At 67.6% G+C, this 20820-nt stretch carries 18 protein-coding genes; 1 reads left to right on the top strand and 17 read right to left on the bottom strand.

Annotated features, from left to right (window positions below; all coding sequences use genetic code 11):
* Positions 1–26: 26 nt before the first annotated feature.
* The 14 genes from CQW49_RS18335 to CQW49_RS18270 all read right to left on the bottom strand — a co-directional run bounded on the left by CQW49_RS18335 (position 27) and on the right by CQW49_RS18270 (position 15539).
* Positions 27–1856 carry a sensor histidine kinase gene (locus tag CQW49_RS18335; RefSeq protein ID WP_003613754.1) on the bottom strand — a complete coding sequence of 610 codons (1830 nt, stop codon included), beginning with the start codon at positions 1854–1856 and terminating at the stop codon, positions 27–29.
* Positions 1853–2554, bottom strand: coding sequence for a response regulator (locus CQW49_RS18330; protein WP_003613755.1), 702 nt, complete (start codon positions 2552–2554; stop codon positions 1853–1855). The genes CQW49_RS18335 and CQW49_RS18330 overlap by 4 nt, the downstream gene beginning before the upstream one ends.
* Positions 2555–2899: 345 nt before the next feature.
* Positions 2900–3964, bottom strand: coding sequence for a formylglycine-generating enzyme family protein (locus CQW49_RS18325; protein ID WP_003613757.1), 1065 nt, complete (start codon positions 3962–3964; stop codon positions 2900–2902).
* 5 nt (positions 3965–3969) lie between these two features.
* The gene (locus CQW49_RS18320; protein ID WP_003613759.1) at positions 3970–6363 is read right to left on the bottom strand and encodes a sulfatase-like hydrolase/transferase; all 2394 of its coding nucleotides are present in this window, start codon (positions 6361–6363) and stop codon (positions 3970–3972) included.
* A 231-nt stretch (positions 6364–6594) separates the two neighbouring features.
* On the bottom strand, positions 6595–7530 hold the full coding sequence (locus CQW49_RS18315; protein ID WP_244441280.1) for an aminotransferase class III-fold pyridoxal phosphate-dependent enzyme: 936 nt from the start codon (positions 7528–7530) through the stop codon (positions 6595–6597).
* A 234-nt stretch (positions 7531–7764) separates the two neighbouring features.
* The gene (locus CQW49_RS18310; RefSeq protein ID WP_003613763.1) at positions 7765–9678 is read right to left on the bottom strand and encodes an asparagine synthetase B family protein; all 1914 of its coding nucleotides are present in this window, start codon (positions 9676–9678) and stop codon (positions 7765–7767) included.
* 47 nt (positions 9679–9725) lie between these two features.
* Positions 9726–10397 (bottom strand): GNAT family N-acetyltransferase, encoded by a 672-nt coding sequence (locus CQW49_RS18305; RefSeq protein ID WP_003613765.1) that lies wholly within the window; start codon positions 10395–10397, stop codon positions 9726–9728.
* A complete protein-coding gene (locus tag CQW49_RS18300) occupies positions 10394–10702 on the bottom strand; it encodes a PqqD family peptide modification chaperone (protein ID WP_003613766.1) in 309 nt (102 codons plus the stop codon). Before CQW49_RS18300 ends, CQW49_RS18305 begins: the two co-directional genes overlap by 4 nt.
* Positions 10703–10725: 23 nt before the next feature.
* The gene (locus tag CQW49_RS18295) at positions 10726–11571 is read right to left on the bottom strand and encodes a phosphoenolpyruvate carboxykinase (ATP) (protein ID WP_003613768.1); all 846 of its coding nucleotides are present in this window, start codon (positions 11569–11571) and stop codon (positions 10726–10728) included.
* A gap of 256 nt (positions 11572–11827) precedes the next feature.
* On the bottom strand, positions 11828–12181 hold the full coding sequence (locus CQW49_RS24755; RefSeq protein ID WP_155931240.1) for a hypothetical protein: 354 nt from the start codon (positions 12179–12181) through the stop codon (positions 11828–11830).
* A 231-nt stretch (positions 12182–12412) separates the two neighbouring features.
* The gene (gene rlmH, locus CQW49_RS18285) at positions 12413–12892 is read right to left on the bottom strand and encodes a 23S rRNA (pseudouridine(1915)-N(3))-methyltransferase RlmH (protein ID WP_003613772.1); all 480 of its coding nucleotides are present in this window, start codon (positions 12890–12892) and stop codon (positions 12413–12415) included.
* A 60-nt stretch (positions 12893–12952) separates the two neighbouring features.
* Positions 12953–13366: a ribosome silencing factor gene (gene rsfS, locus CQW49_RS25715; RefSeq protein WP_040566902.1), complete on the bottom strand. Its 414-nt coding sequence runs from the start codon at positions 13364–13366 to the stop codon at positions 12953–12955.
* Positions 13367–13797: 431 nt separating this feature from the next.
* Complete coding sequence (locus CQW49_RS18275; protein ID WP_003613775.1) at positions 13798–14769, bottom strand: quinone oxidoreductase family protein; 972 nt, start codon at positions 14767–14769, stop codon at positions 13798–13800.
* Between the two features lie 23 nt (positions 14770–14792).
* A complete protein-coding gene (locus CQW49_RS18270; RefSeq protein ID WP_003613777.1) occupies positions 14793–15539 on the bottom strand; it encodes a YebC/PmpR family DNA-binding transcriptional regulator in 747 nt (248 codons plus the stop codon).
* A gap of 193 nt (positions 15540–15732) precedes the next feature.
* Here CQW49_RS18270 and CQW49_RS18265 point away from each other — a divergent pair, with 193 nt between their 5' ends.
* The gene (locus tag CQW49_RS18265; RefSeq protein ID WP_003613779.1) at positions 15733–16071 is read left to right on the top strand and encodes a YidB family protein; all 339 of its coding nucleotides are present in this window, start codon (positions 15733–15735) and stop codon (positions 16069–16071) included.
* A gap of 110 nt (positions 16072–16181) precedes the next feature.
* Here CQW49_RS18265 and CQW49_RS18260 read toward each other — a convergent pair whose 3' ends face one another.
* From CQW49_RS18260 to mutL, 3 genes are all read right to left on the bottom strand, one after another.
* A complete protein-coding gene (locus CQW49_RS18260) occupies positions 16182–17357 on the bottom strand; it encodes an IS4 family transposase (protein ID WP_024749735.1) in 1176 nt (391 codons plus the stop codon).
* Between the two features lie 287 nt (positions 17358–17644).
* Positions 17645–18694 (bottom strand): coiled-coil domain-containing protein, encoded by a 1050-nt coding sequence (locus CQW49_RS18255; protein WP_003616103.1) that lies wholly within the window; start codon positions 18692–18694, stop codon positions 17645–17647.
* Positions 18695–18949: 255 nt separating this feature from the next.
* Positions 18950–20770: a DNA mismatch repair endonuclease MutL gene (gene mutL, locus CQW49_RS18250; RefSeq protein WP_024749523.1), complete on the bottom strand. Its 1821-nt coding sequence runs from the start codon at positions 20768–20770 to the stop codon at positions 18950–18952.
* Positions 20771–20820: the final 50 nt, after the last annotated feature.

The following is a 20820-nucleotide window of genomic DNA, read 5'->3' as shown; positions in this document are numbered from 1 at the left end:
GCGACCGCCTCGTCGTCGCGCGCTGTTCATCCGTTGAGATCGGGCAAACGAGACGGCAGCGTGATGGTCACGCGCGTTCCAGCGTCGAAAGCGCAGATCTCCAGGTCTCCGCCCAGCCGCCGCGCGCGCTGGCGCATGTTCTCGACGCCCCAGCCGCCCGAGGCGCCGACGGCGAAGGGACGGCCGTCGTTCTCGATGGTGATCACCGCGCCGTCGACGGGCGCGCGGCCGGCGCGGATCACGATCCGCCGCGCCGGGCCGTGCTTGATCGCATTGGTGACCGCCTCCTGCACGATACGGAGAATCATCAGCGCATTGCCGGGCGTGACGCCGGACACCTCCGCGAGGCCGTCATTGGACCAGCAGAGGTCGACGCCGATGCGCGCGAGCCGGGGGGCGAGCCGCTCGCGCAAGGTCGCGAGGGCGAGCGGCAGCTCATGGTCCTCGAGATCCAGTGAGTTTATGACGAGCCGCAGATCGTCGAGCGCCTCCCGCGCGAGCTGCTCGATAAATCTAGCGTCGGCCGGCGAACGCTCGGCCATGGCGATGATGGAGATCAGGTGCCCGCTGATGCCATCGTGCAGATCGCGGGTCAGCCTCTGGCGCTCCTCTTCCCGGACCAGCCTCGCCGCCTCCCGGCGTTCCTCCAGATGGAGCGCCGCCAGTTCCGCCTCGCGCTCCTCGAGCCTCGCATTCAGATGCTCGTTCGCACGATCGAGCTTATCGAGGCTCAGCGCGAGGCTGCGCATCAAGATGACGAGCAAGGCCGCGAGCACGAGCGGCCGCGCATAGGGCGCGATCACGATCTCGCCGTCGAAGAAGCCGAGCAGCATGCCGGCGTCGCGAGTCTGAAACCATGCCAGAACGAAGACCGGAGCCAGCAGCAATCCCGCGTCGGCGCTCTGACGCCGGAGCGCTCCCCAGGCGAGGACGCCCGAAGCGACGGCGACCGCCGCCAGATTGAGAGCCATGCTGACCGAAGCGACGGCTTCTTTGGAGATCGCGCCGACAATCAACGCCGAGCTCAGCACGACGGGAATCGCGGCGGCGGCGGCCGCGAGCGCGCATGGCGGCCGCCGGCCGATGAGACCGAGGGCGACGCCGATGGTCGCGAGGCCGGTCGCCGGAAGAAGCGCAATGATATGAGGGCGAATGAAGCTGTGAGCGCTCTCGAGCTCCACGATCAGACCAGTCGACACGATCAATGTGAGCAGGGCCGCCGCGGCCAGCCAGGCGAAGAGACGGTCCCTCGGACGATAGAGATAAGCGATCAGAATGCCGATCGCGAACAATGTCTGCGCCGCCAGCGCCGCCACCTTCAAATGTGTCTCGATCAGATTGCGGAGCTTGAAAGTGGGAGCGAGCGCCGATCCGCCGCCGACGAAGACTCGTCCCATGCGCGCCGGAATGATCGTCCGCGACTTCTCAAAAGCGAAGATCAGTTCATTGGAGCCGGCGCGCAGCAGGGAGCGAGGCAGACGAACGAGCAGAGAGCCGCGCATGATCGGGTCCGCCCAGATCCTGCGAAGGTCGCTGTCGTAGATCGGCTCTCCATTGAGCGACAATGTGAAATCCTGTCCCGTCGGGGGAATGAGCAGGAACAGCGACTCTCCCGGCGGCGACGCCAGCTCGACGCGCAGCAGATAGGCGGCGCGCTGCGCCGAGGCGAGACGGCGCTCCGCCGCGCTGGGCGGAAGGCGAATGTCGCGCACGGAGCCGCTCTCCAACTGCAGGACGGCGCGATCGACGACGATGGCGTCGGCGGGCTCGGGGAGAATGGCGAAGGAGCCGGCGATCGCCGCGCCCATGGCGACGACAGCGAGAATCGCGCCGCCGAGCCGATGCAGCCGCCTCATAGCCGGATGAGGCCTCGGCGCGACGCTTCGTAGACGGCTTCGGAGCGGTTGTTCGATTGCAGCTTGCGATAGACGTTCTTGATGTGCGCGGGCACGGTCTGCCGCGAAATCTGCAGATGCGTCGCCAGCTCGGCATAGGTGAGGCCTTTGGCGATGCCGTGCAGAATGTCCATCTCGCGCGGCGTGAGGCGCTCCGCGGCAATCGCCGCAGCCTGCTCGTGCGCCGGCGCACGACCGGATATCCGGCGAATGATCGTGCGGGCGATCGTCGAGGAGATCGGCGAGCGGCCCGCGAGGAGATCGGCGATGGCGTCGAGAATATCGATCGGATCGCTGTCCTTGAGCAGATAGCCGGAGGCGCCGGCCTCGATCGCCTCGATGACGCTGCGATCGTCGGCCAGCGCCGATATCACCATGGCTTCCGCCTCGGGACACGCGGCGCGCAGAAGGCGAATCGCATGAACGCCGTGCCCATCCGGCAGCTTGAGATCGGTGATGAGGAGATCGACGCTCCTTCTGTCGATGACCGCCGCCGCCTCCGCCAGGGTGGAGCAGGCCGCGAGCAATTCGCCGCGCGGCCAAGCGCCGATCACCCGGGCGAGCCGCTCGCGGATCGGCCGCTCGTCCTCGACGAGGAGAATTCGGCAGCGAGGCGGAGTCTCGCCCTCCCCGATCGCGCGCGCCGGCGGTTCCAGCATGTTCTCTCTCCAGTCGTCACTGCGCTTTCGTGCTCGAAGCCTCTTCCATGGAACCGATGCTGCGACGCCTGCTCGCTCATTCCGTGCGAGAGCTACACCGCGGGCCGATTTAAACAAGCGTGGCGATCGTAAAGCGACACGGCGAAATCGCTGCTTCATGAGCCGACTCTCGACGCGCGTCCCTTCTCCCGCCCTGCGCGCCCTGCGGAAGAAGGGAGCGCCCTTTTCTACGACGGAATGGATAGGCGATTCATTTATTTCGCCATATCGCCCGAAACCGGGAGCCGACCCTATGCAGGGATGATCCCGGCGCGAGGCGGCGGACGCGGCAGGGACGCGAGAGGATCACATCGCTGCGCGCGGCTCGAGCGGCGGCGGGCGGCCGCGCAAGACGGTGCGGAAGCCGAGATGCGAGGCGCCGAGGTCGATCTCGTGCGGCTGGCGGGCGGCGGGGCGGTAGCGGCCGCAGTAGTTGGACGAGCAGAGCCAGGAGCCGCCCTTGATCACCCGGGCGGCGAGGGCCTCGTCGCCGCCGGGGTTGCGCGTCGGCCCCTGTGGATCGGCGCTCGCCTCGGCGGCGTGGCCGGGGGCCCACCAGTCGCCGGTCCATTCCCAGACATTGCCGGTCATGTCGAAGAGGCCGCGTCCATTGGGTTCGTAGCAACCGACCGGAGCGAGGCCGTGGAAGCCGTCGGAGGCCTCGTCGAAGAGCGGGAACGCCCCCTGCCAGCTATTGGCCATGTAACGTCCGTCGGGGCGGACCTCCGAGCCCCAGGCGTAGGGCCGTCCCTCCAGCCCGCCGCGGGCGGCATATTCCCATTCCGCCTCGGTCGGCAGGTCGCGGCCGAGCCAGTCGGAATAGGCGCGGGCGTCGCGCCAGGCGACATGCACCACCGGTTCGGCGTCCTTGCCGTCGATCGAGGTGCCGGGGCCGCCGGGATGGCGCCAGTCGGCGCCGTGGACGTAACGCCACCAGCTCTCGGGCGAGCGGCCGGGGTTCGTCGTCGGCATGATGAAGACCATCGAGCCCGGCGCGGTGAGCTCGGCGGGCAGGCCCGGGTGGTCCTTCGGGTCGAGGCCGGTCTCGGCGACGGTGCGCCAGCCGGTGGCGGCGACGAAGGCGGCGAACTGGGCGTTGGTGACCTCGTGGCGATCGATCCAGAAGCCGCCGACAAAGACGCGGTGGGCCGGGCGCTCCTCTGGATAGAAGTCCTCCGAGCCCATGAGGAAGGCGCCGCCGGCCACCCACGACATGCCGGCGGTAGCGGCGCGCGCGTCGCCGGCGCCGAAGCCCTTGGGCGTGCCGGAGTAAGCTCGGCAGAGCCGGGCCTGCGGGTCCACGGCGCGCGCTTGCGACATCGCCAGAGCGACCGCCGCAAGGGCGACGAGCGAGATGGCGCGGGTCAGCATGCCGGTCAATGGCGGACGGCGACGGAATGCGCTCGTCCGCCGCAGACGCCCATGGCTTTGCGCATAAAGACCTCGTCGCTGGCGGCGACCCGGCCGTCGCCGTCGAGATCGCCGCCGCACAGCGTGTCCTTGCAGCGGCCGGACTGGCGGCGCAGCAGCGCCAGATCGGCCTTGTCGACCTGGCCGTTGCGATCGAGATCGGCGCGGCGGCAGACCGTCATGCAGGCGCGGCCGAGATTGGCGCGGATGATCGACAAATCGTCGTCGTCGGTCTCGCCGTCGACATTGATGTCGTAGCGGCTCGGACCTTTGCCGGCGAAGGCTTGCCAGTCGGCGATGTCCTGGCGATCGATGCGCATATCGAGATTGCCGTCGCCCTTGGCGCGGCAGGCGGCCTCCTCGCTGGTCTCGCCGGCGATGCGGTCGATCTCGGCGGCGAGCTTGCGGTAGGTCGAACGCAGATTCGACGGCAGGCAGGTCGCCGGATCGGAGGCGGCGCAGGCGGCGAGCTTGTCATTGGCGGCGTAGTCCATGCCGGCGGGGTTGGAGCCGGCGACCTTCTTCAGGTCGTAGAACTCGTCCTTGCTCTGGGTGGCGTATTCGGCCCAAGGCACCACCGGCTGCTGGCCGGAGCCGGCGAGCGGCTTGGCGCAGTTCATCGTCTCGCTGCGCACCAGCTTCCAGCGAAGGTCGCGGGCGGCGCGCTGGCGCACCGCCATCGGAGTAATGCTGGACGAGGAATTGGCGGCGGCGACGGCGCAGCACGAGGAATATTGGGCGGCGGCGCCCGGCCCGTACCAGACGCCGCCATTGTCCTTGCAGAAACCCTCGGTCGGGAAGAGGACGTCCGAGCACTGGGAGCCGATCACGCAGGGCCAGCTGCGCTCGGAGAGATCGGGGGTGAAGGTGCCGGAGTTGATTTCCGTATAGTTGATCTTGCGGGTCGGGGTCGCCGCCGGATCGGTCAGATAGGCGTGCATCGGGACGCTGTCGAGGCGATGGGATGGCGGCGCCAGCTTGGCGGCGTCGAGGCCGGCCATGGCGGCGAAGAGGCCGTAGAGGTCGGCGGTGCTGATCAGCGCGTCGACGACGCGACCGGGTTGGACCACCTGTCCGCCGGCGACGATCAGCGGCACCCAGACGCCTGTCTGGTAGGTCGTGCCCTTGGAGCGGCCGACGTCGAAGCCGTCGGTCGCCCGCACGGTGGGGCCGAAGCTGCCATTGTCGCCGATGATCGCCACCATCGTGTCGCCGAGATTCAACCGCGCGATGGTGCGGCCGTCGGCGCCGAGCTGGGAGAGACCGATCTGGGCGAGGGTGCGGCCGATGGCGGCGTCGAGGCTCTCGATCGCCAGATTGAGCAATTCGCGGTCGGGCAGCATGGAGTTGCAGGCCGACGGCTTGTCGTCCGGGTCGGGGACGAGGGTGGTCGGCGGCTTTTGCAACGGGGCGTGGATGGCGTTGAAAGACAGGGTCAGCATGCGCGGCCCGGTCTGGCTCTTCCACCAGCTCACGCCGTCATTCTGCTGGGCGATGGTGAGGTAGGTGCGATCGACCGTCGAGCCGACGCCGCAGCTCGACAGCGTCGGGGAGCGTTTGCCGGAAAAGGCGGTGCGCGGCCAGACGTAATAGGCGTTGTAGCGGTCGAAGTCGCTCGTCGCCGGCGCGTCGGCGCCGCAGCTCTTGCCGGGGGTGAAGATGCCGCCGCGCTGCAGGCAGGTGCGGGCGGGCGAGGTCTGGGAATCGGTCTGGCCGGAGCCGATGAAGCGGCAGGAGACGCCGCTCGACGCTTTCGTGTAGCAGGCGCCGGCGGCGCCGACCTGATAATAGCCGCAGACCTGGGCCCCGGTCGGATCGACATTGCCGGCGGTCAGATCGATCGACGGCGGTCCGGAGCGCATATTGCCGGCGAAACTATCGAAGCCGCGCGACGCCGGTGCGCAGTCGCCTGCCGGGTCGCGCTCCGTGCCGAGATGGTATTTGCCGACCAGCGCGCTCTTGTAGCCGGCGGTCTCGAGCAGCCGCGGCAGGGTCGTCTCGAAGGAGGAGACGTAGGTCTGCGGCAAATGGTTCTCCTGGATCGCCAGGCCGACGCCGGTGCGCGGCGGCAGGCGGCCGGTGAAATAGGTCGAGCGGCTGGACGAGCACTGCGGCATGCTCCAGACATTGGAGAAGCGCACGCCGGCGGCGGCGATCTTCGCCATATTGGGCGTCTTGGGCGGCGTCACCCCGCCGTAGCCGAAGATCGACAACTGGTCGACGCCGACGTCGTCGAGGACGATGAAGAGGATGTCGGGGGCGGCGCGGGCCGGTGCGGCGGTCGTCGCGGCGCCGAGAAGGCCGAGGACGGCGGAGACCAATGCGGAAACGGCCGATGTCATGGTGAAACGCGCATTCATGGACGATCTCTTCCACGTCGAGCCGAAGAATCGCCTATCGTCACGAAGCGCTGAGAGCAGCGCGTCCGCGCGGGCGGAACTCGAGAGCGATCTCGAATTCGTCCCTCTCTAGCAACACGTCTGCGGGCGGCCCATCCCATGTACATGGTAGGCTCCGACATGCGCGCCTCCCCATGGGCGCGCGCCGCTTCTCGGCTCACGGTCCTCTGCGCGCGACCCGCCCCGCGGCGCTCAGCGCGGCTCCAGCGCGCAAGCCGCGTCGATAATGGCGACCGCCGCGTCGATGTCGCCGTCCTCGACCGAGAGCGGGGGAATGAGGCCGAGGAACGATCCCATGGCGCGAGTGAGGAGTCCGCGTTCAGCCAGCGTGGCGCGCCAGGGCTCCGCCTCTCCGGGGCACGCCAGTCCCTGCATCAGGCCGACGCCGCCCAGCGCCGTGAAGGCTCCACGGCGCCGGTAGAACAATTCCGTGAGCCGATCTTCGAGCCGCCAGCCTCTGTTCTGCACGCGCTCGAGAAAGCCCGGAGCGGTCAGCCCGTCCACGAGGGCGCCGCCGGCGAGAAGCGCCGCCCGATCTGCAGGGGGCGGAAGTCCCGCCGCCCCGCGCGCCGACTTCTGCGTGACGATCAGCGCGGCCAGCGGCGGAGCGCTGCGCTGCAGATGCAGGGCGACCATCATGTCCGGGGTCACGCCCGTCCACTCATGCGCCCACAGCATGCCCGAGCGGCCGAGGCCGCAGACGCTCTCGTCGAAAGCGAGGACCAGCCCATATTCGTCCGCGGTCTCGCGCAGCCGCACGAGCAGCCCGCGCGAAACGACCTCGAAGCCGGCGCTCGTCCGCACTGGAGCGACGAGAATTCCAGCGGTCCGATTGTCGACTTCCGCGGCCAATGCGCCAGCTTCGTCGCTCTGGAGCAGGATGACGTCGCCATCATCCTCCAAGCCATCCGGCAAGCCTCCCGCGGCTCCGGCGCAGACGATGAGCCGCCGCCGCTGCGGTCGGCCGACGAGCTTCTGGCGCCGCCGCATCGTCTCGACTGCGTAGCGCCAAGCCTCGGCCTCGGACGAAAACAAATAGGCGCGATCGCCGAAGGAAACGGGCGCGATCTTGGCGCTGAGCGCGTCGGCGAGGTCGCCTGTCTCAGGAACGGCTCGCGGCTCGTCCATAAGCTCCGCCCTCTCCGCGGAATGCTCCGGAAAGCCGAGCCACGAGCCCGAAAAGTCGAGCGGACTCGCCGGCCCCGACTCGTCGCCGGCGACAACGGGCTCGCTCTGATCATTGGGCTCATTGGCCGATTCTGACGATGCGCCTGACATGTTCCGCTGCTCGAGGGCGAGGCTGCGCGCTCGGTTCCTGCTGAACCGAAAGGCAAGAAGCGAGCCATGAGGGCGCGCCACCCCTCAGCCGTTCACGCCCTCGACTTGGCGGATGTGGCGGCCAACCGCGAGGCCCTTGGTCAGAGCGAAACAATAAGGATAGTAGATCTCCCTGCGCCCCCATCCGCCGCTCGGCCAATTCTCCACCATGCGCCGCAGCCGCGGCAGATCGAGCGCTTCGCTCGCCAGCGGGCTGCGCGAGAGACGTTCGATCTCCACGACGATCTCGTCCCGGGCGGCGGCGAGCCCCACATGCCAATCGGCCGATTGCAGCCCTCTGCGGCGCTCCCGCAGCACAGCGTCCGGCAGCACGCCCTCCATGGCGCGCAGCATCAACGAGCGCGGCTGTCCATCACGCAGAAACTGACTTTGCGGAATGGCGAGGCAATATTCGACGAGGCGTCGATCGGCGGTCGGATCGAGCCTGTCGAAGCCGTACATGCGCTTGGCCGCGCGCCCGTACATTGCGAGATCGAGCGTCTCGATCATCTCGACGCGCATATCGCCGCGGCGATCGATATTGGTCAGATCGCCTGAGATTTCTCGGGCTTGCTCCAGCAGGCGCAGGCGCGCTGCGAATTCGGGCCGGATCATCGAATATTGGCGAAAATCGAGCTCCGGCCGACCCGCCAGCGTCCGCACCATCCTTCGCAGAGGGGCCGGCGCCCGCCCGAGCATGTAGCGGTTGATCAGGCTCGGCCAGCTGGCCCCCTGTCGAACGAGGCCGCGGAACTCGCGCAGCAGCTCGCCCCAGCGCCCCGAGCGGCACAAATCGACGAGCCAGCCGGAGCCATTGTAGCTCATCGTCATATTGCCCATCTGGCCGGTCAGCAGCACGCCGACGCCGCGCCGACGCGCCTCCTCGCCGATGGCGTCGAGCCATGCGGAATTGACAGGCGCGGCCACCGGACAATCCATCGCGCGGCTCGCGCGGTCGCTCGCATCGAACATCGAGCCCGCGAAATTGGCGACGCGCACATGATCGATGTTGGGAAAGGACGCCGCGGTGAGCGCGGCGAGCGCGCCTTCGTCGACGATGCGCCGGGGATAATCGGCGGGATCGATCTCGCCGGCCGGCACGGCGGTGAAGGCGGTGAGACGACGATCGTGCTGCTGCAGCCGGCGCGCCGCCGTCGCCATCACGCCGCCGCTGTCGAGCCCGCCGCTCAAATCTCCGCCGATGCGCCCGCCGCCGGCGATGCGGTCACGCACCGCTGTGTCGAGCGCGGCGCGCAGCCCTTCGACATAGTCGTCGTCGCTGGCGAAGCGAATCGGCGCGAGCGACTCGGGCCGCCAATATTTCGATCGCCGGACCTCGCCGTCGCGCTCGAAGCGCGCCACATGCCCCGCCGTCACGCGCTCCAGGCCTTTGTAGAAGCTCGAGCCACGCTCCTGCGGAATCCACGCCAGCGCGCGTCCGACCCAAGCCTCGTCGATCTCCTTCGGGATCTGCGGCTGAGCCAGGAGGCCGCGCGGCTCGGTGGCGAAGAAGACAGCGCCCTCCCCTCGCCAGAAGAACAGCGGCCGCGCGCCGATGGCGTCGCGGGCGAGCAGCAGCGTGCGACGCGAGCCGTCCCAGATCGCGCAGGCGAAATCGCCGATGAGTCGATCGGCGAATTCCCCCTCCCAGCGCGCATAGGCGAACATCGCCAGCTCGCAGTCGCTGGCCATCGGCGACACGCCGTCGGCGCCGAGCATGCGCAGCAGCTCGCTGCGATTGTCCAGCCGGCCGTCGAAGGCGGCGACGGTCGCAATCCCGCGCGGAGTCCCGGCCGAGATCTGTCCCTCGTCGCAACGTCCGAAGACGGCGCCGCCATCACGAAGGACGCTCGTCCGACGCTTCGTCGTCGACGCGCGCAGCGTCATCGCCGCGAGCGAGCGTTCTATGTCCGGCGGCGCCCCATCGCCGCTCGAGACACGACATCCGGCGATCGCCATGAAGCGGCGTCCTCCTCTGCGGCGCAGCGCGCCAATGCCCGCGCGCGTCAGCTCGCCGCGGCGTTGCGGACATCATCCAATGTGAGCACGACGCCGAGCGGGTCGATGACTCCCGGCATCGGCCGAAAGCCGCGTTCGAGATAGAAGCGCTTCAGCTGCGGCGACAGCGCATGAACGCACAAGGCGCGCGCCCCGCAGCGCTCGCCGATCATCAACGCGCGCAGGATCGCCGCGCGCAGCATCGTCGAGCCGACCCCCCGCCCCTGCTCCGCGCGATCCACGGCGAGCCGCTGCAGCTGCATGATCGCGACGGCGTCGCCATCGAGTTCGGCGGACGCGCGGCGCATGCGGCGCAGACGTTGCGAATAATAAGCGACGACGCGCTCCTCGCGCAGAAGCACGAAAGTGTGACGGCCGAATTCGTCGCTCGAACCCGAAGCTTCGCTCGCATCGCGCGCCAAAGTCTCGTCGAGCAGGCGAACGCCGCAACAGAAGCCCTCGATATCGTCGCTCTGCGTCAACGGCGCCGGCTCCGCATCGTCGCGGCGCGCGGACAAGAATGCGCGCAGCTGCGGATTGTCGCGTGGCGGCGCGGCGACGAGCGCGGAGAACAACGCCCATTGCACCGCATTCAGCGGAATATCCCGCTTGCTGGACGCGCTCGAGGGCGTTGCCGGCGGCGGCTCCGGGCAGGTCGGCGCCGAGGCCGCGATCATCATCGCGCGTCCTTCGCGCATAATTCGACGACGCCCTCGCCCCGCAGATGCTCGAGCAGCTCGCGCACCTGCGTCTCGCAGGTGGCGCGGTCGACGTCATAGCGTGCGAGCAGCGCCGAGCAGATATCGCCGACCCTGCCGGGCTCGGCCAGCTCTCTCCATATCTCGGTGGCGATGCGATCGAGGCCGTAGCAAGCGCCGGTGTCGGGATTCAAGACGACGATCTCGCCGTCGACATCGGCTTCGATGACGAATTGCGCGCGCTTGACCGTGTCGGTCGCAGCCAGAGGCGTCGGCTGGATCGCCATGTTCGTCTCCCTTCACTCTTTCGTCAGCAGGCGAGCGACGGTGTGAGGCCGCTTTGTCGTCGCCCGGCGTGTTGCAGGATGCGCTCGGCTTCGCGCTCGAAGACGCCGAAGCCCCATTGGCGCGAGGCGACGAAGATTTCCGTGCGCCGCGCGATCGCCGCGCTCAGCTGCAGATGGCGTGCGCGCAGACCCATGCGGCCGAGAAATCGGTTGCGATAGGTCTGCGCGAAGATCGCATCGATCGCATCGACGCCGCGCAGGCGACGAAAGCTCGTGTCCGATTGCGCCGGCGCCGCGCCCAGCACATAGAGACGCCGCAATGGAAACGGCCCATCGCCGAGGCCGCGCGAGAACGGCATGTGAAACTTGTGATGGCCTTCGACGACACGTTCGAGGCTCTCGTCGTCGTGGCCGAGGGAGGCGACCGCATCCCGCCACAGTTTGAGGCGCGGCGGACCGGGCCAAGCCAGAGGCGCGCCGTCGCGATCGAAGCTCACGACGCAGACGTCGTCGCAGAGCAGATGACAGCCACGGCTCAAAAAATACGCCGCGAGAGTCGATTTGCCGGCGCCGGTCGGACCGGCGAAAGCGACGGCTTCCCCCTGCAGCACGATCGCATTGGCGTGCAGAGGCGTCAGCCCGCGTTGATGACAGAGAATGCCGAAGGCGGAGCCGAGCAGAAAGAGACGAATGCTGCGCGGCGAAGCGCCGGGGATTGCATCGACAACGATCTCGCGCCCGTCCTTCACCAGATAGCGCGCGACGCCCGCGACCGAAAAGGCGACGCCGCTATCCTCGACATGCAATCGATCGCTTCCCTCGCGGAAATACGGCTCCAGCTCGCCGAGGTCGCCGCGCCTCACCGCCACCAGCGGCAAGCTCGGTTGACGATGGGGCGGACATTCGTCGATTTCTGGAAGCGCGATCTGCGAGCGAATATGCAAGCCGAAACATGAGCAATGATGTTCTGCGCAATTGGCATCCGTCATAACGTCGTCCGATGAGAACTTGCAATTGGGCCGCGCATCTATCGCACGCAGACCCGAGCTCGAAAGACCGCCACATCCGCGAGGGATTACGACACCGGAGGCGATGTCCCGACGAGCATCGCCCGATGCATGAGGCTCAGGACTTCTTATCCTTGTCGGTGGTCCCATCGACCGCCGGCGTGGTGAAGAAAAACTCGGCCTCGGACAAGTCCAGTCGCCGAGCCGATGGACGGCGCCAATCCCGCGACGCCGCGCTCTGGCTCTTCTCGTCGGAGGCGCTGCAAGACGCTGCAGAAAAAAATTCGCTGTCGCCGGCGGACATGGATTGTCTCCTTCCAATTGTGATGACGTGATGCAATGCTCGAAATAGTGCTGCGATAGTGAAGCAGACGCCGAGATTGTCAAGGCGATCGGCTTTCGTAGTCTCACGGATCGACAAGCCGCATTTTGCTCGCATCGACGAACGCGCGGCGCCGCTCACGAGAAGCATGCGGTTCGAATCACCTCGGAGATCGGCGTGGATGCCGCGCGCGACGCGCAACTCACGCTGCTTTTCTGCTGCGAGCGGCGCGCCGCAAAGATGATAAGAGCGACAGAGCTCTGCTTCGGCTTCCGCCGAGAAAACGGTGGAGAATCGACGACTCGTGTTTCGTGCGTCGCCGAGGTCGAGGCAACCGACGTCCGCAAGGCGGAGCGCACCGATCGCTCCGCAACCGAATCGTCAGCCGCGATGATAAGGATGACCGGAGAGGATCGTCATGGCGCGATAAATCTGCTCGGCGACGAGAATGCGCACGAGCTGATGCGGCAGGGTCATCGCGCCGAAGGAGAACACCGCCTGCGCCCGTTCGCGCGCCGCCGGCGCGAGCCCCTCGGCGCCCCCGATGGCGAAAGCCAGCGCCTTCACGCCGCGATCACGTTCGCTTTCCAGCAGCCGGGCGAAATCGACGCTCGAGGCGGCCCGGCCGCGCTCATCGAAGACGACGAGTCTCGCGCCCGCCGGCGTGGCGGCCAGCAGAGCGGCTCCCTCCTGCGCCATGCGCTCGGCAGGGGTGCGGGCCTTGCTCTCGTCGATCTCCTGCAGATCGAGCCCGGCGAAGCCGAGATTGCGCAGAGCCGCGATCCGCGACGCATAGCGCGCGTAAATCTCTCGCTCCGGCCCGGCCTTCAGCCGCCCGACACATAATAATCCGAGACGCATCGCCCCTCGCGGTCATTCGCGAAAGCAAATGACGCTTCGGCTCCAGTCGTGCCTCGCGCGTCAGACGACGCGCAACTCCGTCGGACGCGCTCCGCCCCACATCTTCTCGAGATTGTAGAACTGGCGTACTTCCGGACGGAAGATATGGACGATGACGTCGCCCGCGTCGATCAGCACCCAATCGCCCTGTGGCAGGCCTTCGACGCGCGGGGCGACGTGACCGGCTTCCTTGCAGGCTTTGAGCACCTTGTCTGCGATGGCGCTGACATGCACGGTCGAGCGACCGGTCGCGATGATCATGTCATCGGCGATCGTCGTCTTTCCGCGCAGATCAATGGAGATGACGTCCTCGGCCTTGGCGTCTTCCAGGCTCGACAGGATTTTCGGCGCTATGGATCCGGCGAGCGGGCCGATCGGCCCGGCGGCCGGCCGGGACGGCGCGCGAGCCGCCCCTTCGAGAACACTTGTCGTCAGCTTGCGACCCTCATGTTTCGCGGCGCTGGCGCCGCAGTCACAAGATGAGACGTTTTCAGGACGATTGCAACCAGATATATGTAACGGTCCAGTCCACGCTTTTCGGCCGAAACAAAAAAAACCCGGCTCAGGGCCGGGTTTTGGAAGGCGGTCCGGGCCCATCGTGAGGTGGGAGGAACCTCGAAGCCGGGACGATTACGAAAACTAGCCGATTCCTCGCGAGGGCGCGCGGCATATTTCGTCGCATTTGTCCAGAGCGCGGGCATGCGGGCCGCCCGGGCGCCGCGAAACCGCCCGCCGTCGCATCGCGGCGCGACCGAGAGCGAATCGGCAGCCGCCGCCAATTCAACAGTCTAGATTTTGCGAGCGCGGCCGCCGCCGGCGCCGTTACGGAGCTGTGACAGAAATGTCACAGTCCTCGACTTTTTCCTTCAGGGGATGAGAACCAGCGCCCCGCTCGTGCGCCGCGCCTCGAGATCCGCATGGGCTCGGGCGGCGTCGGCGAGTCGGTAGAGCGTCGGACGCTCAAAAACGAGGTCGCCTTTCTTCACCGCGCGCACCACGTCCTTGGTCATCTCCTCGAGATCGGCGCGGCGGGCGATATGGGTGAACAGCGACGGCCGCGTCGCGAACAGCGAGCCCTTCTGCGACAGGAGGTTGATGTCGAAAGCGTCGATCTTCCCCGAAGCCGAGCCATAGCTGACGAAGAGGCCGAAGGGCCGCAGGCAATCGAGCGAGGCCGGGAAAGTGGCGCGGCCGACGCCGTCATAGACGACATCGCAGAGCTTGCCCTTGGTGATCTCGCGCACCGCGGCGACGAAATCCTCGCTGCGATAGAGAATCACGTGCTCGGCGCCGGCGGCGCGCGCGATCTTCACCTTCTCCTCATCGCCGACGGTGGCGATCACCCTCGCCCCGAGCGCGCTGGCCCAGCGGCACAGCAGCTGGCCCATGCCGCCGGCGCCGGCATGCACCAGCAGCCGGTCGCCCTTCTTCACCTTATGCGTGCGACGCAGCAGATATTGCGCGGTGAGGCCCTTCAGCATCATCGTCGCGCCGGTCTCGTAGGAAAAGGACTTCGGCAGCGGCGCCAGCGAGGCGGCGGGCACATTGCGGACCTCCGCATAGCCGCCGAGCGGGCCGACATAGGCGACGCGGTCGCCGATCTTGAAATTTTCGACCCCTTCGCCGAGGGCGACCACATCGCCGGCGCCCTCGAGGCCCGGGGTGAAGGGCAAGGCCGTCGGATAGGCGCCGCTGCGATAATAGATATCGATGAAATTGACGCCAATGGCGCGTTGCACGATCCGCGCCTCGCCGGGCCCCGGCGGCGGCGGCTCGACCTCCTCGAGCCGCAGCACCTCCGGCCCGCCCAGCTCCCGCACGAGAACAGCTCTCGACATCAAAGGTCTCCCGGGGCGACCCGTCAACCGGACAGGCGCGCGAGCAGAGCGTCCGAAACCTCGAAATTGGCGTAGACGTTCTGCACGTCGTCATTGTCCTCGAGCGCGCCGATCAGCTTCACGATCTTCTCGCCGGCCTCGTCGTCGACGGCGACGGTGTTCTGCGGCCGCCACACCAGCGCGGCCTTCTTCGGCTCGCCGAATTTGGCCTCGAGCGCCTTGGCGACGTCGCGCAGCCCCTCGACCGAGGTAATCACCTCATGGCTGTCCTCGGTCGCCGTGACATCCTCGGCCCCGGCTTCGATCGAGGCCTCCATCATCGCATCCTCGGAGGCCGCCTTGCGCGGAAACTCGACGAGGCCGACTCGGTCGAACATGAAGGACACGGCGCCGGTCTCGGCGAGCGCGCCGCCCGCCTTGGTGAAATAGGAGCGGATCTCGCCGGCGGTGCGGTTGCGATTGTCGGTCAAGGCCTCGATGATGACGGCGACGCCGCCCGGGGCGTAGCCCTCGTAGCGCACCTCGTCATAATTCTCGGCGTCGGCGCCCGAGGCCTTCTTGATGGCGCGCTCGATATTGTCCTTGGGCATGTTCTCGGCCCGGGCGGCCAGCACGGCGGCGCGCAGGCGGGCGTTCATATTGGGATCGGGCAGGCCCATCTTGGCGGCGACGGTGATCTCGCGGGCGAGCTTGGAGAAGAGCTTGGAGCGGATCGCGTCCTGCTTGCCCTTCTTGTGCATGATGTTTTTGAACTGACTATGCCCTGCCATCGCCTCGGCCCTCGAGAGTCCCGCACCGACGCCCCGCGGCGTCGCCGCGTCATATACGCCGCCGCCGAGCGGAAATAAATCCCGCCGGACGTCACGCCCACGCCGCGAAAGTCGACAGAAGCGGCGGCGACCCTATGTCAGGCCGTTGTCACGGCCTTATCCGGCCGCGGCGACCATGTGATGGAGGAAGAAAATGGGTCTGCTCGACGGAATCATCGGCGGCGCGATCGGCGTCGAGATCGCCACGCTGATCAACGGCTATATCGAGAAACGCGGCGGGCTCCAGAACGTCGTCGCCGATTTCGAGAAGGGCGGCTATGGCGACAAGGTCAAGTCCTGGATCGGCACCGGCCCCAACATGCCGATCACGGCGGAGCAGGTGCAGCAGACCCTGGGCTCGGATCGCATGAAGGAGCTCGGAAACAAATTCGGCATTCCGATGGACAAGGTCGCGGCGCAGCTCGCCGAATATCTGCCCAAGGCGATCGACAAGGTCACGCCCGAAGGCAAGCTGCCAACCGATAAATCCTGAAGGGCGCGCTCTCGACGCGCGCTCCTGCTCCCGCCCGCGAGATCGAGACCGACATCTCCCGAGCCCCTCACCATACCTCTCCCCGCAAGCGCACGGCTGTCCGGGGAAAATCAGGCATAGGCGAGCTCCAGCTGCCTCGGCGATATGCGCCGCCGCGCGGCCTGATATTTGGGCGGCGGCCGTTCGAGTCTGTCGATCGGTCGCCGCTCGAACAGAAACCTGCCGGCGAGCTCCGAGAACCGCAGATGCGCGAGTTCGATATCGTGGCGGTGGGCGGCGATGCGCAGCAGCACGAAAGCGATCATCGCCGCGATCAGCTGCAGCCGCACGGCGTTCTCGTTTTCGCCGAGAAACTTGCGGATGTTGAGATGCTGCTTGATCCAGCGGAACAGCAGCTCTATGGCCCAGCGCGCCTTGTAGAGCGCGGCGATCTCGACCGCCGAACGCGTCATGTCGTTGGTGATCACGACGATCAGCTGCGGCTTGCCGTCCTTCAGCGCATCGCGTTGAATATGAAGGCGACGCAGCGGCATGGGCAGTTTCGAGTCGCCCTTGCTGGCGAGCTCGACCTCGCAATCCCTGAGCACGGTGTAGCCTTCGCCGCGCGTCTGCGGCATCTCCCGATCCGCGAGGTCGGTGAGGCGGGTGTTGCTCTTGGGGCGCGTGACGAACAAGGCTCGGGCCTCGTGAATGTCCCTCCACCATTTGAAATCATAATAGCCCTTGTCGAAGACATAGGTCGCGCCGGCCTCGATCGGCGTCTTCTTGCCGATCTCGACATCGTTGACATTGGCGGGCGTGACCTCGACGCAGAAGGGGCGGTCGACCCCGGGATCGTAGACGACGTGCATCTTCATGCCGTGGATGCGGCCGTTCGAGCGGGCGAAGTCGTGGAATTTGCTCAACGGGATAGGCGTCGAATCGATGAGGCGCAGCAGCTCGGCGCCGTCGCGGCGCGTTCTGCGGTCGAGTTCGCAGGAGAGGCGCGCGAAAAGATCGGCGAAGACGCCGACGGGCCGGCGTGCGTTGGCTTCGGCGAGGGTGGAGCGGGCGATCCTGCGGACGCCGAGGTGATAATGGGAGCCGCTGTTGGCGTTGAAGGCGGCCTCGAGGCTGCGCAGGCTCGTTTCGCCGCCGAGCTGAGCGGCGATCAGGACGACGAGATGATCCCAGCTCTTGAAGGATTTGTCGTAGGCGTCGCCCTTGTGGCGCGCGACGATTTGGCCGAACGCGCGACGATCGATCGGCTTGAGCAAGTCGACAAAAACGCTATTCTGGAAGCGCATGTCTGGTCCTTTATTTTCCAGTCTCGACAACCGGAAAATACCCCGAAACCTTCGGAAGTACCAGGCATGCGCCCGCGACTTATCGACTCATTCCCCGGACAGCCGTGCCGCAAGCGGGGAGAGGGGCGGCCGGCGCCGCTGGAATTTGACGCGCTCGATGGAAATCGACGGCGCCCGCCGCCTCCTCTCCCCGTTCGCGGTCGTTCGCGGGGAGAGGTGAGGTGAGGGGCTTGGCGGGTTTGCGAGATCGAGACGCCGAAATGAGGATGGCCGGCGCCGTTGAAAATTCAAGCGCGCTTCGACTGCGCGGCCTCGTTGGAGTTGGCGCTCGGCGGCGTCGCCGACATTTCCGCCATTCTGGCGCCGAGGTCGATGATCGCCTGACGCAGCGCCAGCACCTCGTGCTCGCCCTCCCCCGGCGCGACATGGCCGGCGTTCTCGCGCAAATGCGCGTGCTCGCGGCGCAGCGCGTCCACCGCCCCCTGCAGCAGCGCATTATCGGAGCGCGCGGCCTCGAGACGCTCCGCATGGTCGCGCTCCTCGGCGCGGGCGACGCGCAGCGACGATTGCAACGTCTCGATCTCGATCGTCGCGCTGCGCTCCAGCGCCTGCAGCCGCGTCGCCGTCTCGCCGAGCTTGCGCTGCAGATCGGCGTTCTCGACAATGGCGATGTCGAGCTCGCGCGTCGTCTGCGCCAGCACGGCGTCGACCTCGCCGAGCCGATGCGCCTCGGCGAGGGCCCGCGCCAGCTCGTCCTGCAGCGCGTCGAGCCGCTGGCGCATCTCGGCGTTCTGCACATGCAGGCCGGCGATGCTCGACTCATGCGTCGCCACTTGGCTACGATGCAGCTCGGTCAAGCGCCCGAGCTGCTCGCGATCGGTCTCGACATTGCGCAGATTGCCGATCAGCTGCTCGACGCGGTCGGTCATGTCGTGCAGCGCGGATTCGGTCGCGCGCAACAGATCGGTGCGCTCCTCGAGAAATCCCTTGGTCTCCTCGAACCTCTTCTCGTAGAGGTCGCCGCGCGCCGTCGCCTCGGCGAGCCTGTCGTCGAGATCGGCGATGCGCGCCACGCCCTCGCCGATCGCCAGCATATCGGCGGCCTTGCCGGAGCGGACCGCCTCCATCTTCTGCTCGAGCCCGCGGTAGCGCGCCGCGAATTCGGCGCGCAGCAAATCGCGCTCGGCCGCCATTTTCTCGAGCGAGAGCGGAGTCAAAAGATCGAGCCGGCGCAGCGACAGGCGCATGGCGCGCCGCCAGAAAGCCGGTAGAATCATCAGGGTGAACAGCCCGGCCGCGAGACACCCGAGCGCGAAATACATCGCCTGTTCGATCACTTGGCGTTCCTTCGGACAACTCGGACGAGAACTCTTCTAGAGGCGCTTTCCGATCGAACGGGGTCGTTCGATCGATCAGAATTCGCTCCGACGAAAGAACTCGAGAGCGCTATCGGATGCGATCGGATCGGATAGCGCTCTAGAGGTCGGGATGAAATGGGCGCGCGCCCTCGCCCTGACAATGCCATGAGGCCCGCTCGAAATCAAAGCGCGCCGCGCGATCTTTTGCTATTGGGTAAATTCCCGCGGCAGGCCTCAGCCGCGGCCGAACAGCTTCTCTATATCGGCGAGCTTGAGCTCCACATAGGTCGGCCGGCCGTGGTTGCATTGTCCGGCGCCCGGCGTGCGCTCCATCTCGCGCAGCAGCGCATTCATCTCCTGCGCCCCGAGCCGCCGCCCGGCGCGCACCGAATGATGGCAGGCGGCGCGCGCCAGCACCGCGTCGAGCCGCTGCGTCAGCCCGCGCGCATCCCCTGCCTCGCAGATGAGATCGGCGACATCCTCGATCAGCCGCTCCACTTCGGCGTCGCCGAGCGCGGCCGGAACCTCGCGCGCCAGCACCGCGCCCGGGCCGAAAGGCTCTAGCACGAGGCCGAGCTCCGCAAGCTCGGAGAGCGACGCGAGCAGAGCGTCGAGCCGCGCGCCGTCGAGCTCGACGACGCGCGGGACCAGCAGCAGCTGGCGGGCGACGCCCTGCGCCGCGCGCTCGGCCTTCAGCCGCTCATAGACGAGCCGTTCATGGGCGGCGTGCTGGTCGACGATGACGAGTCCGTCGCGCGTCTGGGCGACGATATAGGTCTCGTGAATCTGCGCCCGCGCCGCGCCGAGCGGAGCCTCGGCATCGGCAGGCGCCGAGGGCGCGGCGGCGGGCCGGGCGTCGGCGGCGGGCGGGCCCAAATCGAAACCTGTCTGGTCGAAGCCGGCCTGCGCCGGCTCGGCGAAGCCCGCGGGCGCAGCCGGCGAGCGACGCGGGTCCCAATCGAGCGGCCGCATCGCGCCGCCGCCGCGCCACGGCGGCGCGGCGCGGCTCCGCGCGAGCAGCGCCAGAGCTTCGCGCGCCGGCGTGTCGGCGCTGCGATGGAGCGCCGAGGCCAGCGCCTCCTTCAGCGCGCCGACGACGAGGCCGCGCACGAGGCCGGGATCGGCGAAGCGCACCTCCGCCTTGGCCGGATGGACATTGACGTCGACGCTGCGCGGATCGCAGTCGATGAACAGAGCCAGCGCCGGATGGCGGTCGTGCGAGAGAAAATCGAGATAGGCGGCGCGCACGGCGCCGGCGAATAATTTGTCGCGCACCGGGCGGCCGTTCACATAGACGAATTGCATCTGCGCATTGGCGCGATGAAAGGTCGGCAGGCCGGCGAGCCCGGTGAGGCGCACGCCGGCGCGCTCGGCGTCGACGACAATCGCATTGGCGGCGAACGCCTCGCCGAGCGCCTGGGCGAGGCGCCGCGCCAGCCCCTCCTTGGTCTCGCCGCAAGCCGGATGATCGAAGCTCTGGCCGATATCGGCGCTGAAACCGAAGCGCACGGCCGGATGGGCGATGGAGAGGCGCTTCACCACATCGGCGACCGCCGCCGTCTCGGCGCGCTCGGACTTCAGGAATTTGAGCCGCGCCGGCGTCGCGGCGAACAGATCGCGCGCCTCGACCCGCGTGCCCTTCGGCCAGTCGCCGGCGCGCAGCGCCCGCCGCGCGCCGGCCTCGACGCGAATATGCGCGCCCATTTCGGCGCCGCGGGCGCGCGTATCGATGGCGAGGTCGGCGACGGCGGCGATGGAGGGCAGAGCCTCGCCGCGAAAGCCGAGCGTGGCGATCGCGGTGAGATCGCCGTCGGGAATTTTCGAGGTGGCGTGACGCTCGACGGCGAGCGCGACATCCTCGAGGTTCATGCCGAAGCCGTCGTCGACGACGCGAATGAGCCGGCGCCCGCCCGCCTCTATGGCGACGTCGACGCGCGTCGCGCCAGCGTCGAGCGCATTCTCGACGAGTTCCTTGACGGCCGAGGCCGGCCGCTCGATCACCTCGCCGGCGGCGATACGGTCGACGAGAATGGGATCGAGACGGCGGATGCGCATGGGGAGGGTTTTAGCCCAAGGGCGCGATTCGGCGAAGGGCGCCTCGGCGG

This window comes from Methylosinus trichosporium OB3b, from assembly GCF_002752655.1.
GTDB lineage: Bacteria > Pseudomonadota > Alphaproteobacteria > Rhizobiales > Beijerinckiaceae > Methylosinus > Methylosinus trichosporium.
The sequence above is the reverse complement of the archived record's forward strand: the minus strand, read 5'-3'. Positions and strand labels throughout refer to the sequence as shown.

What these genes read in the sequence shown, in the direction of transcription:
- CQW49_RS18335 (WP_003613754.1), bottom strand. Translation starts at nt 1,856, where the DNA reads ATGAGGCGGCTGCATCGGCTCGGCGGCGCGATTCTCGCTGTCGTCGCC.
- CQW49_RS18330 (WP_003613755.1), bottom strand. Translation starts at nt 2,554, where the DNA reads ATGCTGGAACCGCCGGCGCGCGCGATCGGGGAGGGCGAGACTCCGCCT.
- CQW49_RS18325 (WP_003613757.1), bottom strand. Translation starts at nt 3,964, where the DNA reads ATGCTGACCCGCGCCATCTCGCTCGTCGCCCTTGCGGCGGTCGCTCTG.
- CQW49_RS18320 (WP_003613759.1), bottom strand. Translation starts at nt 6,363, where the DNA reads ATGAATGCGCGTTTCACCATGACATCGGCCGTTTCCGCATTGGTCTCC.
- CQW49_RS18315 (WP_244441280.1), bottom strand. Translation starts at nt 7,530, where the DNA reads ATGGACGAGCCGCGAGCCGTTCCTGAGACAGGCGACCTCGCCGACGCG.
- CQW49_RS18310 (WP_003613763.1), bottom strand. Translation starts at nt 9,678, where the DNA reads ATGGCGATCGCCGGATGTCGTGTCTCGAGCGGCGATGGGGCGCCGCCG.
- CQW49_RS18305 (WP_003613765.1), bottom strand. Translation starts at nt 10,397, where the DNA reads ATGATGATCGCGGCCTCGGCGCCGACCTGCCCGGAGCCGCCGCCGGCA.
- CQW49_RS18300 (WP_003613766.1), bottom strand. Translation starts at nt 10,702, where the DNA reads ATGGCGATCCAGCCGACGCCTCTGGCTGCGACCGACACGGTCAAGCGC.
- CQW49_RS24755 (WP_155931240.1), bottom strand. Translation starts at nt 12,181, where the DNA reads ATGCTTCTCGTGAGCGGCGCCGCGCGTTCGTCGATGCGAGCAAAATGC.
- rlmH (WP_003613772.1), bottom strand. Translation starts at nt 12,892, where the DNA reads ATGCGTCTCGGATTATTATGTGTCGGGCGGCTGAAGGCCGGGCCGGAG.
- CQW49_RS18275 (WP_003613775.1), bottom strand. Translation starts at nt 14,769, where the DNA reads ATGTCGAGAGCTGTTCTCGTGCGGGAGCTGGGCGGGCCGGAGGTGCTG.
- CQW49_RS18270 (WP_003613777.1), bottom strand. Translation starts at nt 15,539, where the DNA reads ATGGCAGGGCATAGTCAGTTCAAAAACATCATGCACAAGAAGGGCAAG.
- CQW49_RS18265 (WP_003613779.1), top strand. Translation starts at nt 15,733, where the DNA reads ATGGGTCTGCTCGACGGAATCATCGGCGGCGCGATCGGCGTCGAGATC.
- CQW49_RS18260 (WP_024749735.1), bottom strand. Translation starts at nt 17,357, where the DNA reads ATGCGCTTCCAGAATAGCGTTTTTGTCGACTTGCTCAAGCCGATCGAT.
- mutL (WP_024749523.1), bottom strand. Translation starts at nt 20,770, where the DNA reads ATGCGCATCCGCCGTCTCGATCCCATTCTCGTCGACCGTATCGCCGCC.